General features: G+C 60.1%; 15 protein-coding genes and 1 tRNA gene. 9 read left to right on the top strand and 7 right to left on the bottom strand.

What is annotated here, in order from left to right:
• Positions 1-69 precede the first annotated feature (69 nt).
• From arcC to K5Y35_RS14300, 9 genes are all read left to right on the top strand, one after another.
• Positions 70-999: a carbamate kinase gene (gene arcC, locus K5Y35_RS14340; RefSeq protein ID WP_222832205.1), complete on the top strand. Its 930-nt coding sequence runs from the start codon at positions 70-72 to the stop codon at positions 997-999.
• A gap of 62 nt (positions 1,000-1,061) precedes the next feature.
• A complete protein-coding gene (locus K5Y35_RS14335; protein ID WP_123467181.1) occupies positions 1,062-1,424 on the top strand; it encodes a DUF5064 family protein in 363 nt (120 codons plus the stop codon).
• A gap of 317 nt (positions 1,425-1,741) precedes the next feature.
• Entirely contained in the window at positions 1,742-3,250 is a 1,509-nt protein-coding gene (locus K5Y35_RS14330; RefSeq protein ID WP_123467183.1) for a sigma-54-dependent transcriptional regulator, read from the top strand.
• A gap of 364 nt (positions 3,251-3,614) precedes the next feature.
• Complete coding sequence (gene gcvH, locus K5Y35_RS14325) at positions 3,615-3,998, top strand: glycine cleavage system protein GcvH (protein WP_123467185.1); 384 nt, start codon at positions 3,615-3,617, stop codon at positions 3,996-3,998.
• A gap of 11 nt (positions 3,999-4,009) precedes the next feature.
• A complete protein-coding gene (gene gcvP / locus K5Y35_RS14320) occupies positions 4,010-6,862 on the top strand; it encodes an aminomethyl-transferring glycine dehydrogenase (RefSeq protein WP_222832204.1) in 2,853 nt (950 codons plus the stop codon).
• A 202-nt stretch (positions 6,863-7,064) separates the two neighbouring features.
• On the top strand, positions 7,065-8,441 hold the full coding sequence (locus K5Y35_RS14315) for an L-serine ammonia-lyase (protein ID WP_222832203.1): 1,377 nt from the start codon (positions 7,065-7,067) through the stop codon (positions 8,439-8,441).
• 161 nt (positions 8,442-8,602) lie between these two features.
• On the top strand, positions 8,603-9,727 hold the full coding sequence (gcvT, locus tag K5Y35_RS14310) for a glycine cleavage system aminomethyltransferase GcvT (RefSeq protein ID WP_222832202.1): 1,125 nt from the start codon (positions 8,603-8,605) through the stop codon (positions 9,725-9,727).
• A gap of 403 nt (positions 9,728-10,130) precedes the next feature.
• Positions 10,131-10,343, top strand: a complete 213-nt coding sequence (locus tag K5Y35_RS14305) for a cold-shock protein (RefSeq protein ID WP_003175786.1) — start codon at positions 10,131-10,133, stop codon at positions 10,341-10,343.
• Between the two features lie 96 nt (positions 10,344-10,439).
• A complete protein-coding gene (locus K5Y35_RS14300) occupies positions 10,440-10,928 on the top strand; it encodes an RDD family protein (protein WP_123467192.1) in 489 nt (162 codons plus the stop codon).
• 134 nt (positions 10,929-11,062) lie between these two features.
• Here the strand turns inward: K5Y35_RS14300 and nadA are convergent, their stop codons facing one another.
• The 7 genes from nadA to tolB form a co-directional block, all read right to left on the bottom strand.
• On the bottom strand, positions 11,063-12,121 hold the full coding sequence (nadA, locus tag K5Y35_RS14295; RefSeq protein ID WP_003227499.1) for a quinolinate synthase NadA: 1,059 nt from the start codon (positions 12,119-12,121) through the stop codon (positions 11,063-11,065).
• A 270-nt stretch (positions 12,122-12,391) separates the two neighbouring features.
• Positions 12,392-12,467: transfer RNA gene (locus tag K5Y35_RS14290), tRNA-Lys, on the bottom strand.
• Between the two features lie 62 nt (positions 12,468-12,529).
• The gene (gene queC / locus K5Y35_RS14285; RefSeq protein WP_222832201.1) at positions 12,530-13,222 is read right to left on the bottom strand and encodes a 7-cyano-7-deazaguanine synthase QueC; all 693 of its coding nucleotides are present in this window, start codon (positions 13,220-13,222) and stop codon (positions 12,530-12,532) included.
• A gap of 1 nt (position 13,223) precedes the next feature.
• Positions 13,224-13,871 carry a 7-carboxy-7-deazaguanine synthase QueE gene (gene queE / locus K5Y35_RS14280; RefSeq protein ID WP_123467196.1) on the bottom strand — a complete coding sequence of 216 codons (648 nt, stop codon included), beginning with the start codon at positions 13,869-13,871 and terminating at the stop codon, positions 13,224-13,226.
• A 166-nt stretch (positions 13,872-14,037) separates the two neighbouring features.
• Positions 14,038-14,877, bottom strand: a complete 840-nt coding sequence (ybgF, locus tag K5Y35_RS14275; protein WP_222832200.1) for a tol-pal system protein YbgF — start codon at positions 14,875-14,877, stop codon at positions 14,038-14,040.
• A 6-nt stretch (positions 14,878-14,883) separates the two neighbouring features.
• Positions 14,884-15,381 (bottom strand): peptidoglycan-associated lipoprotein Pal, encoded by a 498-nt coding sequence (gene pal / locus K5Y35_RS14270; protein ID WP_003178634.1) that lies wholly within the window; start codon positions 15,379-15,381, stop codon positions 14,884-14,886.
• A gap of 52 nt (positions 15,382-15,433) precedes the next feature.
• The gene (gene tolB, locus K5Y35_RS14265; RefSeq protein ID WP_171057245.1) at positions 15,434-16,714 is read right to left on the bottom strand and encodes a Tol-Pal system beta propeller repeat protein TolB; all 1,281 of its coding nucleotides are present in this window, start codon (positions 16,712-16,714) and stop codon (positions 15,434-15,436) included.
• Between the last annotated feature and the right edge of the window lie 12 nt (positions 16,715-16,726).

Genomic DNA, 16,726 nt, shown 5'->3' with positions numbered 1-16,726 from the left:
CAAGCCCGGCTCCCACAGGGATCGTATTCGTCCTGCACGAACTCACTGTTTTCTAGAAGGACATGCACCATGCGTATCGTCGTAGCTCTGGGCGGTAACGCCCTGCTCCGCCGTGGTGAACCGATGACCGCTGACAACCAGCGCGCCAACATCCGCATCGCCACCGAGCAAATCGCCAAGATCCATCCCGGCAACCAGTTGGTCATCGCCCACGGCAATGGCCCGCAAGTCGGCCTGCTGTCGCTGCAGGCGGCGGCGTACACCTCCGTCACCCCTTACCCGCTGGACGTGCTCGGTGCCGAAACCGAAGGCATGATCGGCTACATCATCGAACAGGAACTGGGCAACCTGCTGGACTTCGAGGTGCCATTCGCCACCCTGCTGACCCAGGTTGAAGTCGATGCCAAGGACCCGGCCTTCCAGAACCCGAGCAAACCGATCGGCCCGGTCTACGACAAGGCCGAAGCGGAAAAACTCGCCGCCGAGAAAGGCTGGGCCATCGCCCCGGACGGTGACAAGTTCCGCCGCGTGGTCGCCAGCCCACGGCCGAAACGCATCTTTGAAATCCGTCCGATCAAGTGGCTGCTGGACAAGGGCAGCATCGTCATCTGCGCCGGTGGTGGCGGGATTCCGACCATGTACGACGAGAATCACCACCTCAAGGGCATCGAGGCGGTGATCGACAAGGACCTGTGCTCGTCGCTGCTCGCTGAACAGCTGGAAGCCGATTTGCTGGTGATCGCCACCGACGTCAACGCGGCGTTCATCGACTACGGCAAGCCAACGCAGAAAGCCATCGCCGAGGCGCATCCGGATGAACTGGAACGGCTGGGCTTCGCCGCCGGTTCCATGGGACCGAAGGTGCAGGCAGCCTGCGAATTCGCACGCCATACTGGCAAGGTCGCGGTGATCGGCTCACTCGCGGACATCGAAGCGATCGTCCAGGGCACCGCCGGTACTCGCGTCAGCACCGCGAAGCCGGGCATCCGTTATCGATAAATAGAAACTCCGGGGGCAGACCCAGGGTCTGCCCTTCTCCCATGCCTTGAAAGGAGAAACCCATGGCCCAATTCGAACCTGGTCATCTGCATATCGAGCGGCACGCATTGACGCCGGATGACGTCAGTTACAACGTGTGCCTCGACTATGAAGTGTTCACCGATCCGCAAAAAGGCAAAGGCATCCAGTTCACGATGCATGGCAGCCTTCAGGGAAAGGACATGAAAGAGACCTTCTTCCTGCCCAAGGAAGAGGCTTACAACTTTGCCAACAATGTGACGCGAATCGCCGAGAAATACGGCATCCCCAGAACCCACAGCCAGATCGGCTCGGTGCACAAGCATTACGATCTGATGTTCGAAGACATCCGTAAGCAGCTCGATATGAAATCCGGCGACCCGGTTAATCTCGAGCACTTCGAATAACCTCAAAAGCCCCTCACCCTAGCCCTCTCCCAAAGGGAGAGGGGACTGACCGAAGTGTCTGAGGACAGACATCGACCTGAAAGACCGAGTCGATTATGGATTCGCAGCCGTATTTTTCAGGTCGGCGTACCTCGTGATTCACAGCCGTATTTTCAGGTCGGCGTACCTCGTGATTCACAGCCGTATTTTCAGGTTGACGTACCTCGTGAGCATTCCGCTATCGGCCCCCTCTCCCTCCGGGAGAGGGCTGGGGTGAGGGTGTTTTTGATTTAAGGCATACTTGCCACCCTCCGCACTGCAGATCACTGAACCGCCCCATGCGTATCCACGTCAGCTTCATCGACCGCGTCGGCATCACCCAGGAAGTCCTGGCTATCCTCGGTGGGCGCAATCTCAATCTGGATGCGGTGGAGATGATTCCACCGAACGTCTACATCGACGCCCCGACCCTGAGCCCGCAAGTGCTCGAAGAGCTGAAAGATGCGCTGTTTCGCGTGCGCGGTGTGGAAGCGGTGACGGTCGTCGACATCCTCCCCGGCCAGCGTCGGCACCTGCAGCTCGATGCCTTGCTCGCGGCGATGACCGACCCGGTGCTGGCCCTCGACAGCGCCGGCAAGGTGTTGCTGGCCAACCCGGCCTTGATCGCGCTGTACGGGCGTGAACCGGCGGGGGAAAGCGTCTCCGAGCTGTTCAACGATCCCGGCCTGCTGGACACCCTGCTCGAGCAAGGCTTCCGCCTGCCGCTGCGCGAGATCACCGTCAACGGCCAGACCCTGTTGCTCGACGCCACACCGATCACAGATGCCGGCGCCTTGCTCACGCTCTATCAACCCAACCGCATCGGCGAACAATTGTCGGCACTGCACCACGACCACGCCGAAGGTTTCGATGCATTGCTCGGCGAATCCCCGGCGATCCGCACCCTCAAGGCGCGCGCGCAACGGGTCGCGGCCCTCGACGCGCCGCTGCTGATTCAGGGCGAAACCGGCACCGGTAAAGAACTGGTGGCTCGCGCCTGCCATGCCATCAGTGCGCGGCACAGTGCGCCGTTTCTCGCCCTGAACTGCGCGGCGCTGCCGGAGAACCTCGCCGAGAGCGAACTGTTCGGCTACGCCCCCGGCGCCTTCACTGGCGCGGCGCGTGGTGGAAAACCGGGGCTGATGGAACTGGCGAACCAGGGCACGGTGTTTCTCGATGAAATCGGCGAGATGTCGCCGTACTTGCAGGCCAAGCTGTTGCGCTTTCTCAATGACGGCAGCTTCCGTCGGGTCGGCGGTGATCGCGAAGTGAAGGTCAACGTGCGGATCCTCAGCGCCACCCACCGCGACCTGGAAAAAATGGTCAGCGAAGGCCTGTTCCGCGAAGACCTGTTCTACCGTCTCAACGTGCTCAACGTTGAAGTGCCGCCGCTGCGCGAACGCGGTCAGGACATCCTGCTGCTGGCGCGCTATTTCATGCAGCAGGCTTGCGCACAGATCCAGCGCCCGGTCTGCCGCCTCGCCCCCGGCACCTATCCGGCGCTACTCGGTAATCGTTGGCCGGGTAACGTGCGGCAACTGCAGAACGTGATCTTCCGCGCCGCCGCGATCTGCGAAAGCAGCCTGGTCGATATCGGCGATCTCGACATCGCCGGCACCTCCGTGGCGCGCCAGACCGACAGCGATGTCGACAGCCTCGAACAAGCCGTCGAGTCCTTCGAAAAATCGCTGCTGGAAAAGCTCTACGTCAGCTACCCCTCGACCCGGCAACTGGCGAGCCGCTTGCAAACCTCGCACACCGCCATCGCCCATCGCCTGCGCAAGTACGGCATTCCCAACAAGCCCTGATCACGCCGCATATCCCCTGGCAGGCTCACTCCTACAACGATTTGTGACGGATTCGAAATCCGTTCAAAAGCGACCTCCATCTGTACTGAAAGCGCTACAGCGGAACGATATCGCTACACCCTCTTCCAGCGACCACAGTGCAAGGCTTTGATCCCGTTCAGCTTTTTTCCCCGCCCCAAGCTGTAGCGATTTCGCTACACGCACGCAATATGCGGCAGCGCCAGAAATAGCTATCCAATTGATTTATAACGATAAATCCAAGATGGCCGCGTTCTTGCTAAGTAACCGTTCATAAAATCAGGGCTTTGCCGCCCGAGCCTTCCACCGCGTCCACCAGACGAGTCTGGCCCCCTTAGGAGTTTCCATGAGCGAGTTGCGTTTTACTGAAGATCACGAATGGCTGCGCACTGAAGCTGACGGCAGCGTTACTGTCGGCATCACCGCTTTCGCGCAGAACGCCCTGGGCGACGTGGTGTTCGTGCAACTGCCTGAGCTGCAGGCTTACGAAAAAGGCGCCGAAGCCGCCACCGTGGAATCGGTGAAAGCCGCCAGCGGCGTGTACATGCCCCTCGATGGCGACGTACTGGAAATCAACCCGGCACTGGAAGACGCACCGGAACTGGTCAACGAAGATCCGCTGGGCGAAGGCTGGTTCTTCCGCTTCCAGCCAAGCGACGCCTCGGCTGTGGCGAAACTGCTGGATCAAGACGCCTACGACCGTTTGATCAAAGCCCAAGCCGAAGCCTGAGGAGTAGCGACATGACCCAAGTAAACCTCGGCACTGCCAACGAATTCATCGCCCGTCACATCGGCCCGCGCGCCGCTGACGAGCAAGCCATGCTCAACAGCCTCGGCTTCGATTCCCTCGAAGCCCTGAGCGCCAGCGTGATCCCGGAAAGCATCAAGGGCACCAGCGTGCTCGGCATGGACGACGGCCTCAGCGAAGCCGACGCCCTGGCGATGATCAAATCCATCGCCGGCCAGAACCAGCTGTTCAAGACCTACATCGGCCAGGGCTACTACAACTGCCACACGCCGTCGCCGATCCTGCGCAACCTCCTGGAAAATCCGGCCTGGTACACCGCGTACACCCCGTACCAGCCAGAAATCTCCCAGGGCCGTCTCGAAGCGCTGCTGAACTTCCAGACCCTGATCAGCGACCTCACCGGTCTGCCGATCGCCAACGCTTCCTTGCTCGACGAAGCCACCGCCGCTGCCGAAGCCATGACCTTCTGCAAACGCCTGAGCAAGAACAAGGGCAGCCACCAATTCTTCGCCTCGATCCACAGCCACCCGCAAACCCTCGACGTGCTGCGCACCCGTGCCGAGCCGCTGGGTATCGACGTGGTCGTCGGTGACGAGCGTGAACTGACTGACGTGACGCCGTTCTTCGGCGCGCTGCTGCAATACCCGGCCAGCAACGGTGACCTGTTCGACTACCGCGAACTGACCGAACGCTTCCACGCCGCCAACGCGCTGGTCGCCGTGGCTGCCGACCTGCTGGCGCTGACCTTGCTGACCGCACCGGGCGAGTTCGGCGCGGACGTCGCCATCGGCTCCGCGCAACGCTTCGGCGTGCCGCTGGGCTTCGGCGGCCCGCACGCCGCGTACTTCTCCACCAAGGATGCGTTCAAGCGCGACATGCCGGGCCGTCTGGTCGGTGTCTCGGTTGACCGTTTCGGCAAACCGGCCCTGCGCCTGGCGATGCAGACCCGCGAGCAACACATTCGCCGCGAGAAGGCCACGTCGAACATCTGCACCGCGCAAGTGCTGCTGGCCAATATCGCCAGCATGTACGCCGTGTACCACGGCCCGAAAGGCCTGACCCAGATCGCCAACCGCGTGCATCACCTGACCGCCATTCTGGCCAAGGGCCTGAACGCACTGGGCGCCAACGTCGAGCAGGACAGCTTCTTCGACACCCTGACCCTCGCCACCGGCGCGCAAACCGCCGCGCTGCACGACAAGGCGCACGCCCAGCAGATCAACCTGCGGGTGATCGACGCTCAGCGTCTGGGCCTGTCGGTGGACGAAACCACCACTCAGGCTGATATTGAAACCCTGTGGAGTCTGTTCGCCGACGGCAAGACCCTGCCGGATTTCGCTGCGCTGGCCGCCTCGGTGCAAAGCACCATCCCGGCTGCGCTGGTGCGTCAGTCGCCGATCCTCAGCCACCCGGTGTTCAACCGCTATCACTCGGAAACCGAGCTGATGCGCTACCTGCGCAAACTGGCGGACAAGGACCTGGCACTGGATCGCACCATGATCCCGCTGGGTTCGTGCACCATGAAACTCAATGCCGCCAGCGAAATGATCCCAGTGACCTGGGCCGAATTCGGCGCCTTGCACCCGTTCGCTCCCGCCGCACAGAGCGTCGGTTACCAGCAACTGACCGACGAACTGGAAGCGATGCTCTGCGCCGCTACCGGTTACGACGCGATCTCGCTGCAACCGAACGCCGGTTCGCAGGGTGAATACGCTGGCCTGCTGGCGATTCGCGCTTACCACCAGAGCCGTGGCGATGAGCGCCGCGACATCTGCCTGATCCCGTCGTCCGCCCACGGCACCAACCCGGCCACCGCCAACATGGCCGGCATGCGCGTGGTTGTGACCGCGTGCGACGCGCGCGGCAACGTCGACATCGAAGACCTGCGTGCCAAAGCCATCGAGCACCGCGAACACCTCGCTGCACTGATGATCACCTACCCGTCGACCCACGGCGTGTTCGAAGAAGGTATCCGCGAAATCTGCGGGATCATTCACGACAACGGCGGCCAGGTGTACATCGACGGCGCCAACATGAACGCGATGGTCGGCCTCTGCGCGCCGGGCAAGTTCGGCGGCGATGTTTCGCACCTGAACCTGCACAAGACGTTCTGCATTCCACACGGCGGTGGCGGCCCGGGCGTCGGCCCGATTGGCGTCAAGTCACACCTCGCACCGTTTATGCCGGGCCACGCCCAGATGGAGCGCAAGGAAGGCGCGGTCTGCGCGGCACCGTTCGGCAGCGCGAGCATTCTGCCGATCACCTGGATGTACATTCGCATGATGGGTGGCGCAGGTCTGAAGCGCGCTTCGCAACTGGCGATCCTCAACGCCAACTACATTTCCCGTCGTCTGGAAGAGCACTACCCAGTGCTGTACACCGGCAGCAACGGGCTGGTGGCGCACGAGTGCATCCTCGACCTGCGTCCGCTGAAAGACAGCAGCGGCATCAGCGTCGATGACGTTGCCAAGCGCCTGATCGACTTCGGCTTCCACGCGCCGACCATGTCGTTCCCGGTCGCCGGCACGCTGATGATCGAGCCGACCGAAAGCGAATCCAAGGAAGAACTGGATCGCTTCTGCGACGCCATGATCCGCATCCGCGAAGAAATCCGCGCAGTGGAAAACGGCACGCTGGACAAGGACGACAACCCGCTGAAGAACGCCCCGCACACTGCGGCGGAGCTGGTCGGCGAGTGGACCCATCCGTACAGCCGCGAGCAAGCGGTGTATCCGGTGGCGTCGCTGGTTGAAGGCAAATACTGGCCGCCGGTCGGCCGCGTCGACAACGTGTTCGGCGACCGCAACCTGGTGTGCGCCTGCCCGTCGATCGAAAGCTACGCTTAAAGGAATGAGGGGCGGGAATACCTGCCCCTTTCTCCAGAACACCACGGATCCCTGTGGGAGCTGGCTTGCCAGCGATGAGGGTGGATCAGTCTCAATCTCTGTTGCCTGACACACCGCCATCGCTGGCAAGCCAGCTCCCACAAGGAACGCATCAAGCCTGATATTCCGCCAATTCCTATAACAAGAAACCGGAGAACCACTCATGTCGTTAAGCGTGTTCGACCTGTTCAAGATTGGCATCGGCCCTTCCAGCTCCCACACCGTTGGCCCGATGCGTGCCGCTGCGCGCTTCGCCGAAGGTCTGCGCCGGGAAAACCTGCTCAGCGCAACCGCCAGTGTGCGCGTCGAGTTATATGGCTCGCTGGGCGCTACCGGCAAAGGTCACGGCAGTGACAAGGCCGTGCTGCTTGGCCTTGAGGGTGAACACCCGGACACCGTCGACACCGAAACCGTCGCCGCCCGCCTGCAAGCCATTCGCGGTAATAGCCAGCTGAACCTGCTCGGCGAACACAGCATTGCGTTCAACGAGAAAGAACATCTGGCGATGATCCGCAAGCCATTGGCCTATCACCCCAACGGCATGATCTTTCGCGCATTCGACGCCGCCGGCATTCAGATTCGCAGCCGCGAGTACTACTCGGTTGGCGGTGGTTTTGTCGTCGACGAAGACGCTGCCGGCGCCGACCGGATTGTCGAAGATGCTACGCCGCTGACCTTCCCGTTCAAAAGCGCCAAGGATTTGCTCGGTCATTGCGCCACTTATGGGCTGTCGATCAGTCAGGTGATGCTGACCAACGAGAGCGCCTGGCGCCCGGAGGCGGAAACCCGCGCCGGCCTGCTGAACATCTGGCAAGTGATGCAGGACTGCGTCGCCGCCGGATGCCGCAACGAAGGCATCCTGCCGGGCGGGCTGAAGGTCAAGCGCCGGGCGGCGGCGCTGCATCGGCAACTGTGCAAGAACCCGGAGTCGGCACTGCGCGATCCGCTGTCGGTACTCGACTGGGTCAACCTGTACGCGCTGGCGGTCAACGAAGAAAACGCCAATGGCGGACGCGTGGTCACCGCCCCCACCAATGGCGCGGCGGGAATCATCCCCGCAGTGCTGCATTACTACATGCGCTTTATTCCCGGAGCCAACGATGACGGCGTCGTGCGCTTTCTGCTGACCGCTGCCGCCATCGGCATTCTGTACAAGGAAAACGCCTCGATCTCCGGCGCTGAAGTCGGCTGTCAGGGCGAAGTCGGTGTCGCCTGTTCAATGGCCGCCGGTGCGTTGTGCGAAGTCCTTGGCGGCAGCGTGCAGCAAGTGGAAAACGCTGCGGAAATCGGCATGGAACACAACCTCGGCCTGACCTGCGACCCGATTGGCGGGCTGGTGCAGGTGCCGTGCATCGAACGCAATGCGATGGGCTCGGTGAAAGCGATCAACGCGGTACGCATGGCCATGCGCGGAGACGGCCAACACTTCGTCTCCCTCGACAAGGTCATCCGCACCATGCGCCAGACCGGCGCCGACATGAAAAGCAAATACAAGGAGACCGCCCGCGGCGGCCTGGCGGTCAACATTATCGAATGCTGAACCTTATTTAACTCCGCCTCCCTCAGGGAGACGATCGTACTTAGCCCCCTCTCCCTCCGGGAGACAAACGTAACTAGCTCCCTCTCCCTCCGGGAGAGGGCCGGGGTGAGGGGCTTTTGATCTTGCCCCCGATCCCGAATCACATTTTCAAGGAGCCACGCATGTCCACCGAACAACTGTCGAAAACCCCGCTGCACGCTCTGCACCTCGAACTTGGTGCCCGTATGGTGCCGTTCGCCGGCTACGACATGCCGGTGCAATACCCGCTGGGCGTGATGAAGGAACATCAACACACCCGTGAGCACGCCGGCCTGTTCGATGTCTCGCACATGGGCCAGATCCGCCTGACCGGTGCCAATGCCGCCAAAGCCCTGGAAACCCTGGTGCCGGTGGACATCATCGACCTGCCGGTAGGCATGCAGCGTTATGCGATGTTCACCAACGACAACGGTGGCATCCTCGACGACCTGATGGTCGCCAACCTCGGTAACGACGAGCTGTTTCTGGTGGTCAACGCCGCGTGCAAGGATCAGGACCTGGCGCATCTGCAAAAACACATCGGCGATCAGTGCACCATAACGGAGCTGTTCGAAGCGCGCGCCCTGCTCGCCCTGCAAGGTCCGGCAGCCGTCACCGTGCTCGCGCGGCTGGCGCCGGACGTGGCGAAAATGACCTTCATGCAGTTCAATCGCGTGCAACTGCTGGGCGTCGATTGCTTCGTCAGCCGTTCGGGTTACACCGGTGAAGACGGTTTCGAAATCTCGGTGCCAGCCGCCGATGCGGAAAAACTCGCCCGCGCCCTGCTGGCTGAACCGGAAGTCCAGGCCATCGGCCTCGGCGCCCGCGATTCACTGCGTCTGGAAGCCGGCCTGTGCCTTTACGGCCACGACATGAACACCGAGACCACGCCGATCGAGGCCGGCCTGTTGTGGGCGATCTCGAAGACACGCCGTGCCGACGGCGCGCGAGCCGGCGGTTTCCCGGGGGCGGAGCAGGTATTTGCCCAGCAGCAGAATGGTGTCGCACGCAAACGCGTCGGCCTGTTGCCGCAGGAACGCACCCCGGTGCGTGAAGGCGCGGAAATCGTCAACGAGGCGGGCGAGATCATCGGCAGCGTGTGCAGCGGCGGCTTCGGGCCGACCCTGGGCGGCCCTCTGGCGATGGGATACCTCGACAGCGCTTATGTCACCCTCGACACCACCGTTTGGGCAATCGTCCGTGGGAAAAAGGTGCCAATGCTTGTAAGCAAAATGCCATTTGTTCCACAACGCTACTATCGTGGCTGATTGACTGTTTCTATAAGTAACGCGATTGCGTTATGCGTGCACTAATGTGTAACGCAATCGCCACAAAAAAGTGCATTTTCTAACATCTGATTCGAATATGAACTTTGCTTATAACGTTCGAAAACAATTGAACGAGCTAATCGTCTAAGCCGCACTAGTGAATTGACTAACTGCCAGCAAGTGTAGGAAAACCGGGGCCTTCGCGGGGCTTGTTTTTTCTCCCGTAGTTGGCGTAGAGTTTGTCCACTGTGTTTGCATGGGTCAGCTTGGAATCGTGACCTGGGCAGTAGCCTACAAGTTAGCTACATCCCGTTCGACGTCTTCTTACTCTCCTGCAACCAGCCCCAGTACTCTTTCATGAGGAAGAGACTGTCATCAATTTTTGCGTCAAAGGAAATAAGAAATGTCCCAACGTCAGAGCGGTACCGTCAAGTGGTTTAACGACGAGAAAGGTTTTGGTTTTATCACTCCAGAAAGCGGTCCGGATCTGTTCGTGCATTTCCGCGCTATTCAGGGCAACGGCTTCAAAAGCCTGAAAGAAGGCCAGAAAGTGACTTTCGTTGCTGTGCAAGGCCAGAAAGGCATGCAGGCTGACGAAGTACAAGCAGAAGCCTGATTTCTGTTACGAAAAAGCCCCTGATATTGATATCAGGGGCTTTTTTGTGCGCGCGAATCCGTAAAATGGCGCTTCATTTTGCGTCCAGAGGCTGCCATGTCGAAAACCTTGCTCATCCCACAGGGCGACTTTCCTGCCGTTGGCCTCGGCCGTCGCCTGGCCGCGATGTTCTATGACTTCCTGCTGTGCACCGCCCTGCTGATTGTCACCGGATTCGTTTACAAGCTGATCCAGGCGGCAATCATCGGTGAAGAACGCCTGCGCGTGCTGACCGACGCCGGGAAAATGGATGGCGATCCGCTTTACTCTACGGTACTGCTGCTGGTGCTGTTCGCGTTCTTCGCCAAGTTCTGGACCCACGGCGGGCAGACGCTGGGCATGCAAGTGTGGGGGATTCGTGTGCAGAACGCCGACGGCAGCGCGATCAGCCTGTGGCAGGCGCTGCTGCGCTTCATGGTGTCGATCGCTTCGTGGCTGTGCGTGGGGCTTGGGTTCTTCTGGTCGCTGTACGACAAGCAGAAGCGCACCTGGCACGACATCTATTCCGACACCCGCCTCGTGCGAATTCCGAAAAAGACCAAATAACTTCGTGATACCCCATACCACTGTGGGAGCGAGCTTGCTCGCGAAGGCGTCGTATCAGTCGATTCCAATGGTGACTGACACACCGCTTTCGCGAGCAAGCTCGCTCCCACAGGTTTTGTGTAATGCCTTTGAGCTTAAGCGTTGCCGGCCAGCTTCATCCGTGCCGCCTGGGTGAAATCCAGCATGCGCTTCAAAGGTCGGATCGCCTGCGGAATCAACGCCGGATCAACAAAGATCTCGTTCGTCCCTTCTTTCAGGCTCTTGAGCGTGCGCTCAAGGGTGTTCATGGCCATCCACGGGCAATGTGCGCAACTGCGGCACGCAGCGCCGTTACCGGCGGTAGGCGCCTCGATGAAGACCTTGTCCGGGCACAACTGCTGCATCTTGTAGAAGATGCCACGGTCGGTGGCGACGATCAGGGTCTTGTTCGGCAGCGATTGAGCGGCGGCGATCAACTGACTGGTCGAACCGACGGCGTCGGCCAGTTCGATCACCGAGGTCGGCGATTCCGGGTGAACCAGAATCGCGGCATCCGGGTACAGCGCCTTCATGTCTTCAAGCTGCTTGGACTTGAACTCTTCGTGGACGATGCAGGCACCGTCCCACAGCAGCATGTCGGCACCGGTCTTGCGCTGAATGTAAGTGCCCAGGTGCTTGTCCGGGCCCCAGATGATGGTCTCGCCGTTGTCCATCAGGCTTTCGACGATCTCCAGTGCGCAGCTCGACGTCACGACCCAGTCAGCTCGGGCTTTGACCGCTGCCGAGGTGTTGGCGTAAACCACTACCGTACGCTCCGGGTGCTGATCGCAGAACGCCGAGAACTCGTCGACCGGGCACCCCAGGTCCAGCGAGCAGGTGGCGTCCAGGGTCGGCATCAGCACGCGTTTTTCCGGATTGAGGATCTTCGCGGTCTCACCCATGAATTTAACGCCGGCGACCACCACGGTCTTGGCCGGGTGGGCATTGCCGAAGCGAGCCATTTCCAGGGAGTCGGAAACACAGCCACCGGTTTCTTCGGCCAGGGCCTGAATCACCGGATCGCAATAAAAGTGAGCCACCAGCACCGCGTCCTGAGCCTTGAGCTCGGCGGCGATGGCGGAACGGTAGTAAGCCTCTTCCTCGGCAGTCAGCGGTTTGGGCTGTTTGGCGTCGAGGTGGGCTTGAACCAGTAGGCGTTCGGAAATCTGCGTCATGTTCGCAAGACCTGCAGGCGCGTTCGCGCGAAAGTCGAGTATACACCCGGCTCCGGACCGCTTGAGGGTACCGCCGGGAGAGTGAGTATTATCAGGCACGGACAACATTGAAGCTGCGCAAGGCTACAGAATATCCCGTAGATGCAAAAGATGATTCTGACCTGCGTCAGCGCGGACACCGGGAAAGAACACACCCCCGAATCGCAGGCAAAAAAAAACCCGGAAATCCTCACTTTCGTGGGCCTTCCGGATTTTCTAAACCGCCAAATATGGTGGGTCGTGTGGGATTCGAACCTACGACCAATTGGTTAAAAGCCAACTGCTCTACCAACTGAGCTAACGACCCGCTGTGTGGTGGCGCGTATAATACTGATTTTTAAGGACTATTCAACACCTTTTTGAAAAAAATCAAAAATAAGGTGTTGGATCGCTTACACCGGCTGCCGCGAAGCCTTCCGCACGCAGGCGGCAGCTGTCGCATTTGCCGCAGGCACGGCCATCATCATCGGCCTGATAGCAGGAAACGGTCAGGCTGTAATCGACACCCAGCTTCACACCTGCCTGGACGATCTGCGCCTTGCTCAGGTTCTGCAGCGGCGCCTGAATACGGAAGCCATTGCCCTCCACGCCCGCCTTGGTCGCCAGATTGGCCATGCGCTCGAACGACTCAATGAACTCAGGACGGCAATCCGGGTAACCGGAATAATCCACGGCATTGACCCCGATAAAGATGTCACGGGCGCCGAGCACTTCAGCCCAGCCCAAGGCCAGCGACAGGAACACGGTGTTGCGCGCCGGCACGTACGTCACCGGAATGCCCTCGCCCAGCGCTTCAGGGATATCAATGCTGGTATCGGTGAGCGCCGAGCCGCCCATGCCGTTCAGGTTCAGGCCGATCACTTTGTGCTCGACCACACCGAGGTCGCGAGCAACGCGCGCGGCGGCATACAACTCTGCATGCGAACGCTGTCCGTAATCGAAACTCATGGTGTAGCAGGCATAGCCTTCAGCCCGGGCCATCGCCACGACCGTGGCCGAGTCCAGGCCACCGGACAGCAGAATGACTGCACGCTTTTCGCCAGTGTTCAGTGGTTCAGTCATCTCAGCGCCCCGGCTCATCATTCCAAAGATATTTATGCAGCTGCAGTTGCAGGCGCACCGGCAGGTTATCCGCCACCACCCAGTCCGCCAGATCTCGAGCGTTCAGGTCATGGTGACTTGGGGAAAACAGCACTTCGCCTGCACGTCGCTCGAGACCGTACTGAATCAGCTTGGACACCGCCCAGTCATAGTCTTCCCGCGAGCAGATGACAAACTTCACCTGATCGTTGGCGGTCAGCAGCTCGATGTTCTCGTAACGGTTGCGATGGGCCTCTTTCGAGTCCGGCGTCTTCAAGTCGACAACACGACTGACGCGCGAATCGACTGCCGAGATGTCGAGCGCACCACTGGTTTCCAGTGACACTTCGTAACCGGCATCACACAAACGCTTGAGTAAAGGGATAGCGTTCGGCTGCGCCAGCGGCTCGCCGCCGGTGACACAGACATAGCGCGGACGATAGCCAGCCACTTGCTCGAGGATGTCGTCGAGAGTGCGGATCGTACCGCCGCTGAACGCATAGGCGCTGTCGCAGTATTGGCAACGCAATGGGCAACCGGTCAGGCGCACAAAAACCGTGGGCAGCCCGGCAGTCCGCGTTTCCCCCTGCAACGAGTAGAAAACTTCGGTGATTCTCAATGTGTCTTGCATAGTCGCCACGGGCGTAACAGCTAAACAGGCTGTCCGCCTCCGTCAGGCACCTCCGGCAACCCCGCCATCGCGTAGATCACCAGAAGCGTGTTTCAGAAAAAGGGCGTGAATTCTAACGAAAAAACCCGCGACAAGCGCGGGTTTCTTCCAAACGGGTGAAGCTGAATTACATGCGCTGCAGATCGCGCTGGGCCAACTGAGCGGCGGAGGTACCCGGATATTGGGAAACCACCTGCTGCAGAATGCCCTTGACCTTGTCGGTGTGACCGAGGCGGCGCTCTACGTCAGCCAGCTTGTACAGCGAATCCGGCACTTTGGCGTGCTTCGGATACAACTGCGAAACCTTGGCGAACGCCTGACCTGCGCCTTGCAGATCACCCTTCGCCAGGTTCACCTCACCCAACCAGTACTGGGCATTGCCCGCGTATTGGCTGTTCGGGTATTTGCGCAGGAAAGCGGCAAAAGCCTGACTGGCCTTGTCGAAATCCTTGGCTTTGATCAAGTCGAAAGCGGCATCGTAATACAGCTTTTCCTTGGCCGGATCACCCGGCTCACTGCTCGCGGCAGGCGCTTGGGCCGCAGCGGCAGCCCCGGCACCGGCAGCAGCACTGGCAGCAGCACTTGCGTCGCCACCGGCAGAAGAATTCTCAGGAGTCGCGGCTGGTGCAACACCGGATCCTATGCGCCGATCAAGATCCTGGTATCGCTCCAGGGATTCTTGCTTCATGCGCGCAACCTGATTCTGCAGTTCTTCGATCACGCCTTGCTGGCGAGAAATCTGATCCTGCATCTGTTGCAGTTGGTTGAACAGCATGCCTTGTGCCGAGGCAGGGGCCGAAGCCGCTCCCCCGGCATAGGCGCCGTTCGTACCGTAACCCGCAGGCGGATAGCTGCTCCCGCTATTGTTATAACCGGAGTTGTCATCGACCACAGGAACCGCAGCCCACGCCGCAAGCGGCGCGAGGCTGAGAGCCAGAACAGTTACAGCACGACGGCACGTTCGCATATCGAATTACTTACGCAGTTCGACGCGACGGTTTTGAGCCCAGGACTGCTCGTCGTTGCCGGTAGCAACTGGACGCTCTTCGCCGTAGGAAACCAGTTCCAGCTGAGCTGGGGAAACACCTTGCAGTACCAGGTAGCGTTGAACGGCTTTCGCACGACGCTCGCCCAGTGCCATGTTGTACTCACGAGTACCACGTTCGTCGGTGTTGCCTTCCAGAACAACGCGAGCGCCGTTTGCTTTCAGGTCTTTGGCGTGAACGTCCAGAGCGCGCATGGCTTCTGGCTTCAGGTCCGAGCTGTCGTATTCGAAGTAGAAGGTGGTGATTGCGCGCAGAGCAGCTTCTTCGCTCAGGGAACCGTCAACGGCACCAGTGTTTGCGCCGTAACCAGCGTTTGGATCAACAGCGCCTTCACCGGCGTTGTCGCCGCCTTTGGACGAGCAACCTACAGCTACAGCCATGGCCAGAGCCAGCGCAGCAAATTTACCAAACTTCAGCATTTCCATCGTGAAACTCCTAATGAACCCCAGTGTGTTAAGTAAAACGTAAAGCGCCGCGTCAGTTCAGGTAAGGGGACCAGGACGGTTCTCTGACTTCGCCTTGAGCGGTAGGAAGCGGGAGCCTCACGCGTCCATTAATGGACACGAGCATCAAGACTCCCCGGCCCTGCTGGCGGGTGGCGTAGATTACCATGGTGCCGTTGGGCGCAACAGTAGGCGACTCGTCCAGAGTGCTATCAGTTAGGATTTTTACACTTCCGCGCTGCAAATCCTGAGCCGCCACTTTGAAATTGGTGAAACCGTCCTGACGATGGATCATCACCAGGGTCTTTTCGTCAGCCGAAAGTTTCGGGTTGGCGTTGTAGTTACCAATGAAGGTCACACGCTCGGCACCACCGCCACTGGCGCTGGTTTTGTAGATCTGTGGCTTGCCGCCACGGTCCGAGGTGAAGTAGATGGTCGAGCCATCCTTGCCCCAGTACGGTTCGGTGTTGATGCCAGGGCCCGCAGTGACGCGAGTGATCTGACGCGAACCGAGGTTCATCACGTAGATGTCCGGGTTACCGTCTTTCGACAGCACGAACGCCAGGCGATTGCCATCCGGCGACCAGGCAGGCGCACCGTTCAGGCCTTCGAAGTTGGTGATCTGCTCACGGCGACCGGTGTCGATGTTCTGCATGAAGATGCGCGGACGCTTCTGCTCGAACGACACATAGGCAATGCGTTTGCCATCCGGCGCGAAACGCGGCGACAGGATCGGCTCGCGCGATTGCAGCAGGGTCACCGCGCGGGCACCGTCGTAGTCCGAACGCTGCAGGGTGTAGCGAGTGTTCTTCTCGGAAAAACGCTCGGCTGTGACGTACAGCAGACGGGTCGAGAACGCACCTTTGATACCGGTGAGTTTCTCGAACGACTGGTCGGAGATGTAGTGCGCCATGTCACGCAGTTGCTCGGTGGTACCGGAAACGCTGCCGTCAGCCACTTTCTGCTCGGTGGCCACGTTGAACAGTGCCCATTGCACCTGCAGGCGACCGCCCGCTGGAACGATGCTGCCGACCATCATGTATTGAGCACCCACCGCCTTCCAGTCACGGAAGATGATTTCGCTCGGCTGGCTTGGCTGGCTGATCATGTTTTGCTTTGGAATCGGCGAGTAATAGCCCGAGTTGCGCAAATCGTTACCAATGATTTCAGCCATGTCATCCGGCAGGACGGCACCGCCCTGGAAACCGAACGGTACAACGGCGATCGGAGTAGCCCGATCGCTGCCGCTGGTGACCAGAATGTTCTTTTCATCAGCCATCGCGATCCCTGCCATGCAGCAGATCACGACCAGCATTCCTCGAAGAAG

This window comes from Pseudomonas sp. SC3(2021), assembly GCF_019856535.1.
Taxonomy (GTDB): Bacteria; Pseudomonadota; Gammaproteobacteria; order Pseudomonadales; family Pseudomonadaceae; genus Aquipseudomonas; species Aquipseudomonas monsensis.
The sequence above is the reverse complement of the archived record's forward strand: the minus strand, read 5'-3'. Positions and strand labels throughout refer to the sequence as shown.